This window comes from Tenacibaculum sp. A30 (assembly GCF_051200845.1).
GTDB lineage: Bacteria > Bacteroidota > Bacteroidia > Flavobacteriales > Flavobacteriaceae > Polaribacter.
In genome coordinates, this window is the sequence record NZ_CP195160.1 from 2816307 (window position 1) to 2828362 (window position 12056).

At 31.9% G+C, this 12056-nt stretch carries 11 protein-coding genes and 1 pseudogene; 4 read left to right on the forward strand and 8 right to left on the reverse strand.

All coding sequences use genetic code 11. The features are described 5' to 3' along the window. Positions 1 to 16: 16 nt before the first annotated feature. Positions 17 to 1990, reverse strand: a complete 1974-nt coding sequence (locus ACR9ES_RS13575) for an alpha-ketoacid dehydrogenase subunit alpha/beta (protein WP_435255655.1) — start codon at positions 1988 to 1990, stop codon at positions 17 to 19. Positions 1991 to 2111: 121 nt separating this feature from the next. Between ACR9ES_RS13575 and ACR9ES_RS13580 the strand changes: the two genes are divergently transcribed. Both ACR9ES_RS13580 and ACR9ES_RS13585 read left to right on the forward strand, forming a co-directional pair. Continuing rightward, on the forward strand, positions 2112 to 2438 hold the full coding sequence (locus ACR9ES_RS13580; RefSeq protein WP_435254575.1) for a hypothetical protein: 327 nt from the start codon (positions 2112 to 2114) through the stop codon (positions 2436 to 2438). Between the two features lie 92 nt (positions 2439 to 2530). Further along, positions 2531 to 2929: a hypothetical protein gene (locus ACR9ES_RS13585; RefSeq protein ID WP_435254576.1), complete on the forward strand. Its 399-nt coding sequence runs from the start codon at positions 2531 to 2533 to the stop codon at positions 2927 to 2929. Between the two features lie 31 nt (positions 2930 to 2960). On the opposite strand, the gene ACR9ES_RS13590 is transcribed toward ACR9ES_RS13585, so the two are convergent. After that, positions 2961 to 3638 carry a GNAT family N-acetyltransferase gene (locus ACR9ES_RS13590; RefSeq protein ID WP_435254577.1) on the reverse strand — a complete coding sequence of 226 codons (678 nt, stop codon included), beginning with the start codon at positions 3636 to 3638 and terminating at the stop codon, positions 2961 to 2963. Then, positions 3628 to 4542, reverse strand: a complete 915-nt coding sequence (locus ACR9ES_RS13595) for a TIGR01777 family oxidoreductase (RefSeq protein ID WP_435254578.1) — start codon at positions 4540 to 4542, stop codon at positions 3628 to 3630. Before ACR9ES_RS13595 ends, ACR9ES_RS13590 begins: the two co-directional genes overlap by 11 nt. A 205-nt stretch (positions 4543 to 4747) precedes the next feature. On the opposite strand from ACR9ES_RS13595, the gene ACR9ES_RS13600 reads away from it, so the two are divergent. Both ACR9ES_RS13600 and ACR9ES_RS13605 read left to right on the forward strand, forming a co-directional pair. Further along, complete coding sequence (locus ACR9ES_RS13600) at positions 4748 to 6043, forward strand: tetratricopeptide repeat protein (RefSeq protein WP_435254579.1); 1296 nt, start codon at positions 4748 to 4750, stop codon at positions 6041 to 6043. Positions 6044 to 6058: 15 nt separating this feature from the next. Then, positions 6059 to 8287 (forward strand): TonB-dependent receptor, encoded by a 2229-nt coding sequence (locus tag ACR9ES_RS13605; RefSeq protein WP_435254580.1) that lies wholly within the window; start codon positions 6059 to 6061, stop codon positions 8285 to 8287. A gap of 118 nt (positions 8288 to 8405) precedes the next feature. Here the strand turns inward: ACR9ES_RS13605 and ACR9ES_RS13610 are convergent. From ACR9ES_RS13610 to ACR9ES_RS13630, 5 genes and pseudogenes are all read right to left on the reverse strand, one after another. Continuing rightward, a pseudogene (locus ACR9ES_RS13610) lies at positions 8406 to 8591 on the reverse strand (anti-sigma factor); the annotation flags it as partial. Further along, positions 8578 to 8937 carry an RNA polymerase sigma factor gene (locus tag ACR9ES_RS13615; RefSeq protein ID WP_435254581.1) on the reverse strand — a complete coding sequence of 120 codons (360 nt, stop codon included), beginning with the start codon at positions 8935 to 8937 and terminating at the stop codon, positions 8578 to 8580. The pseudogene ACR9ES_RS13610 and the gene ACR9ES_RS13615, both read right to left, overlap by 14 nt. 34 nt (positions 8938 to 8971) lie before the next feature. Continuing rightward, complete coding sequence (locus ACR9ES_RS13620; protein ID WP_435254582.1) at positions 8972 to 9538, reverse strand: YdeI/OmpD-associated family protein; 567 nt, start codon at positions 9536 to 9538, stop codon at positions 8972 to 8974. A 78-nt stretch (positions 9539 to 9616) separates the two neighbouring features. Further along, complete coding sequence (gene htpG, locus ACR9ES_RS13625; RefSeq protein ID WP_299002001.1) at positions 9617 to 11506, reverse strand: molecular chaperone HtpG; 1890 nt, start codon at positions 11504 to 11506, stop codon at positions 9617 to 9619. Positions 11507 to 11737: 231 nt separating this feature from the next. Then, positions 11738 to 11992, reverse strand: coding sequence for a hypothetical protein (locus ACR9ES_RS13630; RefSeq protein ID WP_435254583.1), 255 nt, complete (start codon positions 11990 to 11992; stop codon positions 11738 to 11740). Between the last annotated feature and the right edge of the window lie 64 nt (positions 11993 to 12056).

The following is a 12056-nucleotide window of genomic DNA, read 5'->3' on the forward strand; positions in this document are numbered from 1 at the left end:
AAAGTGAGCTTTTGTATTAATAAGCGATTAGCTGTAGCAATTCTTCTTTAAAACGCTCTTTGGGTAAGTATTCCTTTTCTAAATTTCCAGCGAACGGAATAGGAGTTTCAATACTTGCCACTCTTTTTACAGGAGCGTCTAAATACTCAAAACAGTTTTCCATAATAAGAGAAGAAATATCACTAGAAACACTTCCAAATAAAGAATCTTCTTGTAAAATAATTACTTTTCCTGTTTTTTTAACCGAGTTGTAAATAGTTTCGGTATCTAAAGGTTGTAAGCTTCGTAAATCAATTACATCAGCTGATACGGCTACCTGTTCTAAGGTTTCTAAAGTCCAATGTACCGCAGCACCAAAACTAATAATTGTAACCTCATTTCCTTCCTTTAAAACAACCGCTTTACCTAAAGGTAGCGTGTAATATTCTATAGGAACATCTTGATACGTACTTCTGTACAATCCTTTATGTTCAAAGAATAAGACAGGATTCGGATCGTTAATAGCAGCGGTTAATAATCCTTTTGCATCGTACGGAAAAGCAGGATATACTACTTTTAATCCTGGAGTTTTGGTAAACCAAGCCTCATTGGTTTGAGAATGAAAAGGACCTGCACCCACACCAGCGCCACAAGGCATTCGTATTACAACATCTGCTTTTTGATTCCAACGATAATGCGACTTGGCTAATAGATTGACAATAGGATTGAAGCCTGTAGAAACAAAATCGGCAAATTGCATTTCCATTACAGCTTTCATTCCGTTGACCACCAATCCGTAAGCTAAAGAGACAATTGCGGATTCACAGATTGGCGTATTGCGAACTCTTTCCTTCCCAAAAGCTTCAACGAATCCTTCAGTGATTTTAAATACACCACCATATTCAGCAACATCTTGACCCATAATAACTAAATCGTCGTAACGCTCCATAGATTGCTTTAAGCCTTGTGAAATAGCGTCTATTAAGCGAATATTTTCTGTTACTGAATTAGGAGTTACAGTCTCTAGAGAAGATGTTTTATAAACATCATTCAATTCATTTTCAATAGAGGAAGTAATGGTTGGTTCTTCAAAAGTCGTATTCAAATGTTCTTGGATGATGTCCTTAAACTCGTTTTTAAATTTATCGTCCTCTTCTGGTGTGAGTATTTTCTCTTCAATAAGGAAATTTCTATAATTTTCAATAGGATCTTTTAAAGCCCATGCATCCATCAATTCTTCAGGAACATATTTAGTTCCACTAGCTTCTTCGTGTCCACGCATTCTAAAGGTTCTAAACTCCAGTAAAATAGGTCTCGGATTTTTACGAATGCTTTCTGCTAATTCAGAAACTTTGGTGTACACTTCTAAAATATTATTTCCATCAATAATATGAGCTTCCATTCCGTAGCCGATTCCTCTATCTGCAATATGTTCACAGTTATACTGTTCTGAAGTAGGAGTGGAAAGTCCATATCCGTTATTTTCAACACAGAATAAAACGGGTAAATTCCATACCGAAGCTACATTTAATGCTTCGTGGAAATCACCTTCGCTGGTACCACCATCGCCTGTAAAAACAGCGCAGGCTTTTTTATCACCTCTAAGTTTATTGGCAAGAGCGATTCCGTCAGCGATTCCTAATTGAGGACCTAAATGAGAAATCATTCCTACAAGCTTGTATTCTTGGGTTCCGAAATGAAAGCTACGATCTCTTCCTTTGGTAAAGCCGTTAGCTTTTCCTTGCCATTGAGAAAATAATCGATATAAAGGAATTCCTCGAGTAGTAAAAACACCCAAATTTCGGTGCATTGGCAAAATATATTCATCGCTTGTTAGTGCAGCAGTAACTCCAACAGATACAGCTTCTTGACCAATACCACTAAACCATTTTGATATTTTTCCTTGCCGTAATAGAATAAGCATTTTCTCTTCTATCAGTCTTGGTAAAAGCAGTTGTTTGTATAGCTTAATTAGTGTATCATTGGTAAGGTTTTCTTTATTATAAAGCATTGAAACATCGTTGTTTGTGTTAAAAGTTGTTTTCATGGTTAAGTTATAGTTCTTCAAATGTGGCTAAAAAAAAAATAGAATCAAAATATACATTCGTGTAAAAATTAAAATCTGATAAAAAATGACTAAAAAGATTATAGGCTTGTTATTATTCGTTTCAACAATAACTTTAGCTCAAGAAAAGGTATTACTTCGTTTAAACTATGAAAAAGGAGATTCTTATACAATGACCATGAAAATGGCTCAAGAAATGGGTATGGGAGAGATGACTAATAATATGGATATTCAAATGGAATATGATATCACTAATGTTTCAAAAGACACCTACGAAAGTACAGCAAAGTATACTAAAATGACAATGGATATGAAACAAGGAGGAGTTAACGTGTCATATGATTCAACCAAAAAGGATGAAGAACTAGATGAAATAGGTAAAATGATGAATTAGCAAAAGAAGCATGGCCAGATGAAGCAGAAAGAAAAGCTTATTTTAAAGAGAGAAATGCCTATTACGCAGATACTCATTCAGATGAAATTTATGTGCCAATAGCAGGAGCAAAAATGTTGGCCCCATCAGATAAAGAGATGATATGGCTGGTTGTAAAAGGTCATTTTGCTTTTCCTGAAGATGGTTCTAGAAAAGAGTTTGAGGCTCTTAGTAAAGAATATCTTGATAATGTGATTAATAAAAATGAATATATAAAAGGCTTTTATCAACATGGACATGCTTGGGGAGCGGATAGAACAGAATATGTAAGAGCATTCGTAATAGAATCAATGGGGGATTTAGATAAAATGGGGAAAAGAAGTATCGAACTTTTTAAAGAACATTGGTCAGATGAAGCTAAAAGGAAAGAGTTTGGTAAAAAAATGGGGAAATATTTTACAGGTAAACACGGAGATTACATTTATACCTCTGTGCCAGAACTAACCAAATAATAGGTAAAAGCTCAGAAGAAATTCTGAGCTTTTACTTTTTATGATAGTACCACCAATTCATATCACGAGTAAGTTGATAGCCTAACTTGTCATAAAGTCCAATGGCAGGATTTCCTTTGGTGGTATGTAAAATAGGGTGTTTTCCATTTTTGATAATTTCTTGAGTAACAAAATGAGTAAGCTGTTTTGCTAATCCTCTTCTAGTGTAGTTAGGGTGAGTAACTACGGCACTAACTTCTACAAAATCATCTATTTGCATACGTTGCCCAGTAATAGCTACAAGTTGATTGTCTTTAAAAACACCAAAGTATTTTCCCATATCAAAAGTTCGTTTTTTGTAATATCCAGGCATTACTAACCAAATCAAATTATAAATTTCATCGATATGTTTTTCGGTTAGTTGAACAATTTCTTCTGAAATTTCTAGCTCAACCAAATTATCAAGAACCATTTGACAACCTTCAATTTTTTTGTCTAATTTAATATAATTGCTATCGAAGGTTGGAGTCTCATTTTCAGAAACTAAAAAGAATTTATCAGTTAGTTTAGCATATTCATTAAGAGCCGCTGCAGTTTTAGAACTATTTGTAAAAGCTCCAAAAGGACAAATTTTTGGATCGTAAAATTTTACTTCATCATAATCAATTACAAACTTTTGATGTGTTTCACATAGTGAGTGCCAAACAGGGTTCTTAAGCTTATTTTCCATTATAAATATTGTTTAAAGCTGATTGTAAATCAGGAAAATTAAACGAATAGGATTTACTTACTTTTTTAGCAGAAACTCTACTGCCGTTTAACAAAACATAAGCCATTTCACCTAATACAGTTTTTAAAACAAAAGAGGGAACGTTGAAGGGAAATAGAGGTTTTTTTAACGTTGTAGCCAATGTTTTAGTAAAGTTTTCATTGGTTTGATGTTCTGGTGCAACAGCATTAAAAATTCCTGTAAACTTTTTGTCTTCCACAGCTTTTATATACAAAGAACATAAATCATCTATGTGAATCCAAGGCATGTATTGTTTTCCACTACCAAGTGAAGATAAAAATAGAGGAGTGTTCATTTTTTGTAAAGCACCATCGCTTTTAGTAAGCACAATACCTGTTCTTAAAATAGTTACAGAAACATCTAAATGTTCAAATTTATGAGCTTCATTTTCCCATTTTACACAAACTTTTGAAATAAAGTCATTTTCAGGATCGTCTTCTTCAGTAAAAATTTCATCTGATGTAATAGCTCCGTAATAACCAATAGCCGATGCTGAAATAAATGCTTTTAGAGGTGTTTTATATTCTTGTATTTTGTTAAAAAGTAAACTGGCAGTTTTTACTCTACTGTCAATTAGCTCTTGCTTTCGTTCGTTTGTCCAGCGTTTATCAGCAATTCCAGCTCCAGCTAAATGAATAATGTGGCTCACATTAGTAAAAGCATCTTTATCAATAAAATTTTCTTTAAGACTCCAACGAAACTCATTGTTTTTTTTAGGATTCCTACTAAGAATGTTTACAACATGTCCTCTGTTGGTTAATTTTTTAGTTAACTCTTTACCTATTAAACCAGTTCCGCCTGTAATTAAAATAGTAGCCATAGTACTCAAAAATAAACAATTCATTTTTAATAAAAGAAAAGAGTTTAGTGAAGTTTTTCTTAAAAAGAATAAGGTAGAAATTGATTGTTTTAGGAGGTGTGAAATTTTATTTTTTGAAAAAAATGAAAAAATAAAAAACCGTGATTGTGTTTTTCTCGTAAGTAAGGATGAAAGAGTAATTAACTATTAAAATTCTTAACAATGAAAAAACTAACTTAAACCTTCGACAATGAAAACTTTTAAAATAATTATATATACTATTTTAATTAGTGTTATAGTAAGTTGTTCAACTTCAAAAAAAACACAAATAGCAGATAAAAGGGATTATAATAAGTATATCCAAAACATAGAAACTGCATCAACATCTTTAGCTCAAACTGAACTTAACTTTTGGCAAGAAAAGTTAAAAAATCAACCAACACAGTATCCGTATTTAAGTAAGCTAGCAAAGGCAAACACATTATTGTTCTCAGAAAAAGGAGATATTTCTTATTTGATAGAAGCAGAGCAAAAGTTGCTAGAAATCAATCAAAAAACTAACTACAATAAAGCGTCTCATATAAGATCTTTAGCAAGGAATTATATTTCTCAACATCGATTTAAAGAATCGTTAGAGCTATTAAAAAAAGCAGAAATAAACGGAGAAAACCTTAATGCTACTCAGAAAATGTTGTTTGATGTTTATTTAGAGTTGGGAGATATTCAAAATGCTTCAGAATACTTAGCAAAAATTGAAAATTATGCTGACTTTGATTATTTAATAAGAGTTTCAAAATGGTATGATCATAAAGGATATTTGTCTTCTGCAATTCGTTTTATGGAAAAAGCCATGAAAAAAGCAGAAGAAGCAAACGGCAAAGATTTAAAAGTTTGGAGCTATACTAATTTAGCTGATTTTTATGGGCATAATGGGCAAATACAAGATTCTTATAAATTATATTTAAAAGCATTAGAACTAGATAACAGTAACGCGTATGCAAAAAAAGGTATTGCTTGGATAGTATATTCTCATGATAAAAATCCAGATGAAGCGTTACGTATTTTGAACGTAATAAGTAAAGAACATTCAGCCCCAGATTATTTTTTGTTAAAGGCAGAAATAGCCGAGTTTAAGAATAATTTAACAATAAAAGAAAGTAATATAGAGGTATATTTATCGGCTGTAAAAAATAGTTCATATGGTGTAATGTATAATCAGCATTTAGCTAAATTATATTTAGAAGAATTTAATGACACATCTAGTGCGTTATCATACATCGAAAAAGAAATTGAGAGTAGGTCTACGCCACAATCTTACGATTTACTAGCCTGGTATTATTACAAAAATAAAGACTTTAAAAAAGCTTTAGAAGTAATTAATACATATGTAGTAGATAAAACTTTCGAGCCCGAAATACAGTATCATATAGCTGAAATTTACAAAGCAAATGGAATTAATGATAAAGCTATGGCTTTAAAAGAAGAGTTATTAGATAGCTCTTTTGAATTAGGTCCGTTGATGACAGAAAAAATTTTAAATATATAACCAAACTTCAGTATTTTGAAAACAAAGATTTTATTTTTAGCATTATTGCTAGGTAGTTACCATGTATTTTCGCAACAATTTAAAGGAAAGGTATTAAATACCAACAAAAAGCCTTTAGAGAATGTATATGTATATAATACAACTAGTAATACCCATACACATACTAACTTAAAAGGAGAGTTTACCTTAGATAATTCAAAAGAAGGTGATAATGTAGAGTTTGGAATTTTAGGATACAAAAAAATTAACATTGAATTAAAGAATGAGGATTTAAAAGGTTCGAAAACAATAGTTTTAGAAATGAAAGATTTCTTGTTAGATGAAATGGTTTTGTCTAATAAGAGAGATCCGTTACAAACTATTGTTAAGGTAGATTTAGATAAAAAACCAGTAAACTCATCTCAACAAATTTTACAACGAGTACCTGGACTCTTTATAGGGCAACATGCAGGAGGAGGAAAAGCAGAACAAATTTTTTTAAGAGGCTTTGATATCGATCACGGTACAGATATAGCATTATCGGTAGATGGAACACCAGTAAATATGGTTTCTCATGCACACGGACAAGGATATAGCGATTTACATTTTATTATTCCTGAAACCATTGAGAAAATTAACTTCGGAAAAGGGCCTTACTATGCTAATAAAGGAGATTTTAATACAGCAGGATATGTTGAGTTTAAAACAAAAACATTTTTAGAAAATAGTCAGGTTGAAGTAGGGTTAGGACAGTTCAATACTTTTAGAACTTTAGGAATGTTTAATTTGTTAGATAAAAACAGCACAGATAATGCGTACGTAGCAATTGAATATTTAGAAACAGATGGTTTTGTAGAATCTCCACAGAATTTTAGCAGAATCAACCTGTTTACAAAGTATAGAACTTTTTTAAAAGATAATAGCAGTTTAGCAATATCAGCATCGCATTTTACCAGTAAATGGGATGCATCGGGTCAAATACCACAACGAGAGGTAGACAACGGTAATATTACTCGTTTTGGCGCTATTGATGATACTGAAGGAGGAACAACATCAAGAACAAATATCAATTTAGAGCACACTAAAGTTTTAAAGAATGATGTTAGTGTAACTTCAAATGTTTTCTACTCGAATTATAATTTCAACTTGTTTTCAAACTTTACCTTCTTTTTAGAAGATCCTGTAAATGGAGATCAAATAAAACAGACGGAAAATAGAGATGTTTTTGGTTTCAATACACAGTTTAAAAAGAAAACATATTTATCAAATACTCCTGTAGAACTTACTTTTGGAACAGGTTTAAGAGCAGATATTGTTGATAATTTAGAGCTATCGCATACGCTTCAGAGAAAAGAAGTGTTAGAGCAGTTACAGTTGGGTAAGGTGAATCAAACAAATTATTATGCTTTTGTAAATAGTGAATTTGAGCTTGGAAAATTTATGATAGCACCAGCAGTACGATTGGATTATCTAAAATTCAATTACAACGATTACTTATTAGATGAATATGAAACATTTTCAAAGTCACAAGTAGTTGTAAACCCTAAAATTAATGTAACCTATACTCCAAGTACTAAAATTCAATGGTTTTTAAAATCAGGAATTGGGTTTCATTCAAACGATACAAGGGTAGTGGCTACCCAACCTAATAAAAAAACATTACCAAGAGCTTACGGTATTGATTTAGGAACTGTTTGGAAACCTACACAAAAGTTAGTTTTTAATACAGCGTTATGGTATTTATTGTCAGAAGATGAATTAGTTTATGTTGGAGATGCTGGTATAGTAGAACCTTCAGGAGAGGCTCAACGTTATGGTATCGATTTAGGACTTAGGTATCAATTAACAGATTGGTTATATTTTGATAGTGATGCAACTTTTACAAAAGCAGAAAGTGTTGATGATCCTTCAGGAGAAAATAATATTCCTTTAGCACCTAAAGTAACGGTGACAGGAGGAATATCCTTAAATGATTATAAGAATTTTTCAGGAGGAATACATTACAGATATATAGGTGATAGACCTGCGAATGAAGATAATTCAATAGTTGCTGAGGGGTATTTTATTACTGATGCAAATCTTAGTTATAAAATAAACAATATAACATTAGGAGTTGCACTAGAGAATATTTTTGATGTAGCTTGGAACGAAACACAGTTTGCTACGGAATCAAGATTAGAAAATGAGCTAAATCCAGTAGAAGAAATTCACTTTACACCAGGAACGCCTTTTTCAGCAAAAGCTACAATACGATATACTTTTTAACAATAATGTTGTCCGGGGGGGCTTCTAGTAACGTTGTCATTTTTGAAGGTTAAATGGTAACAAAGATATAGCCGCTTTATGCGGCTATATTGATTTATAAGGTTTAAGGTAAATAATATTATACTGCTCCTAAAGTGTATAATTGTTCTAAGGTTGGTGTTTTACTACCACCAGCAGGTTCTAATGTTATTCCAAACGCTTGAGATTCGTTAGGGGTATTAATAGTGAATATTTTACTATCGTTTGCTGTAAAGTTATCTATAGTACCTAAACTAGTAGAAGAAAGAGGGTCAAGTTTTAAAGTCGGTTTTTGTATCTAAACTATCGTGATTCTCTAATATATCTACGAAAAATTCGGCATCAAGGTTTTTAGTATTGTTCTTAAAATTTTTAGATCTTATTTTATCTATAGCTGCATTTCGAGCAATATTGATAATCCAAGTAAAAAAATGTCCTTTTTTTTCTGAATAAGACTCGGCATTGTTCCAAGCTTTTATAAAAACGTCTTGGTTTACTTCTTCGGCAATGGATTTTTCTCTAACAATGTTAAAAACGACACCTTGCACACTTTCGTTGTATAGATCATACAGCTTTTCAAAAGCTTTAACGTCTTTAGCTTTAAATTTTTTGACGAGGGATTCTAGTTGCATATAGTTAATTGATTGTACAACAATATACTAAGAATCACCTAGACTTTTGATTGATGGCACATAATCGTATGATTTCATAAATTCGCTTTGTTCTTGTAGCCTCTCTTTTAGCTTGACTTAACCAATATAAATAGCCTTTACGGTAAGAAGGTGCAAAATTTTGATAGTTGTTAAATGCTACTGCATTTTTATCAAATTCAACTTGTAAATCTTCTGGAACAATTAAATTTTCTACGGAATCTAACGCAGACCAAGATCCGTTCTCTTTGGCAATTTTTATAGAAGAAATTCCAGAAGCATGCATTAAATCTTGTGTAATTAATTCTTCAATGTATTTTTTATTTAGAGCACTCCAAATACTTTTAGGTTTTCTAGGAGAAAAGTATTGTCGTCGTTTACCATCACCTAGGCTTTTTACAGTGCTATCAATCCAACCAAAACATAGCGCAACTTTAACCGCTTCTTCCCAACGCATACTAGGTATATCAAGTTCAACTTTATAAAGAATGAGATGTACACCATCACTTTCATTGTGGTTTTCTAACAACCATTCTCGCCATTCAGCGTCTGTTTTAAAATAAAGATGAGGTTTGTTATTCATGTTTACAATTTACAAAACAAAAAAGAGAATGAAGTTGTATTCATTCTCTTTTATTGATGCTAATAGCTTGTTTTGTTATTATTTTATTAACTCGTAGCTACGCTTGATAAAGTTGGTTAACTCTTCACCATGTAATAGGTTTTGAGATAATTTAGCCAAATCAAATGCTTGTGTAACTAATTGTTTTTGTTTGTCTTCATCAGCATTTAAAATTTCTGATACTAACTCATGATTGGTGTTTACTACCAAGTTATACATTTCAGGTAAATTACCCATTCCCATCATTCCGCCACCGCCAGTAGCACTCATTTCTTTCATACGACGCATAAATTCTGGTACAGTAATTATGAAAGGAGAGGCGTTAGAATCCATTGCTTCTAATTGTACTGTATAACTAGAGTTATTTACAGCTCCTTCAATAACAGGCTTTAATTTCTCTTTTTCTTCGTCAGAAAGTTTAGAAATTACCGTATCGTCTTTCTTAATTAAATTGTCAATATGGTCAGCATCTACACGTTTGAATTGTACTTTAGCATCACCAGATTCCATTTCTAATTTTTGCATTAAATGCGAAACGATAGGAGAGTCTAACAACAATACTTCGTATCCTTTTGCTTTTGCATCTTCAATATAACTGTGTTGCGCATCTTTGTTTGCAGCGTATAAAATGATATGATTTCCGTCTTTATCGGTTTGGGCATCTTTAGTTTTTTCAACTAATTCGTCAAACGTAAAGAACTTGTTATCAACAGTAGGGTATAAGGCAAACTTCTTCGCTTTGTCAAAGAATTTTTCTTCCGATAACATTCCGTATTCAATAATAACCTTGATGTCGTTCCATTTTTGTTCAAAATCTTCACGATTATTTTTGAATAAAGAAGAAAGTTTGTCGGCTACTTTTTTAGTAATGTATCCAGAGATTTTTTTAACGGCTCCGTCAGCTTGCAAATAAGAACGAGAAACGTTTAAAGGAATGTCTGGAGAATCAATTACCCCTTTTAACATTTGTAAGAAATCAGGAACGATTCCTTCTACATTATCCGTAACAAATACTTGGTTTTGGTATAATTGGATTTTATCCTTTTGCATATCCAAGTTCTGCGTTAACTTAGGGAAATATAAGATTCCTGTTAAGTTAAATGGATAATCTACATTTAAGTGAATGTGGAATAAAGACTCTTCAAATTGCATTGGATACAATTCACGGTAGAAGTTTTTATAATCTTCATCTTCTAAATCCGCAGGTTTTTTTGTCCAAGCAGGATCTGTGTTGTTGATAATATTATCAACAGTTATTGTTTCTGGTTTTGCATCTTCAGCAGCACCTTCTGGTAAAGGTAAAGTTTCTTCTTTAGTTCCAAACTTAATTGGTACTTGGTTAAAACGGTTGTATTTAGTTAACAATCCGCTGATTTTACCTTCTTCTAAAAATTCAGTTGAATCTTCAGCAATATGTAATACGATTTCTGTACCTCTGTCAGCTTTGTCGTGTTCTACTAAAGTATATTCAGGAGAACCATCACATGTCCAGTGAGCAGCAGGCTCGTCTTTGAACGATTTGGTGAAAATTTCTACTTTATCAGCCACCATAAAAGCTGAATAGAAACCTAATCCGAAGTGGCCAATAACACCTGTTTCGTTTTTGTCGTCTTTGTATTTTTCTAAGAACTCTTCAGCTCCAGAAAAAGCAATTTGGTTGATGTATTTTTCAACCTCTTCCATAGTCATACCAAGACCTTGGTCTTTAATAGTTAAGGTTTTTGCATCTTTATCAATGCTTATTTCAATTTTAGCGTCACCTAATTCTGTTTTAGCTTCACCAATTGAGATAAGGTGTTTTAATTTAGTAGTAGCGTCAGTTCCGTTCGAAATCAACTCACGTAAAAAGATTTCGTGGTCAGAATACAAGAATTTTTTAATCAGTGGAAATATATTTTCAACCGATACATTAATGTTTCCTTTACTCATAAGTATATATTTTGTTTGATATTATTTTCTGTGGAATGAATAGTCAAAAAAAATACCAAAGGAAACTTAATGACAAGATGACAGATATACTTCGTTTATATAGAAATTTATTTCCTGTTGCTGTTCTCGAATTTTTTCTACCAAGGTAAATTGGTTTATGGCTCTGTCTAAATTATGTTCAGAATGTTTAGTTTTATAATAAACATCATTATTTAGGTAATCAGTTAAAAATTATTCTGGAGTATTGGTTGCTTCTTGACAAACAAACGCTACCTTAATTTTGTTTTGAAGTTTAGGTAAATACAAGGCCTTTATGGTTTCTAAAAAATCTTGACGAACTACAAAAACTACTTTTTTAAAACCGTGTTTAATAGCATCATAAATAGAAAAATCTATAATAGTTTCATTTTCATTACTAATAGTGTCCAATTGCTTTAATCCGCCATATCTAGTTCCCATACCAGCAGCAAGAATAACTAAAGTCATAATATTTATTTAAAAAGCCCAATATAATTTAATATGATTGATTATTTTGGTCGACATTAAATTT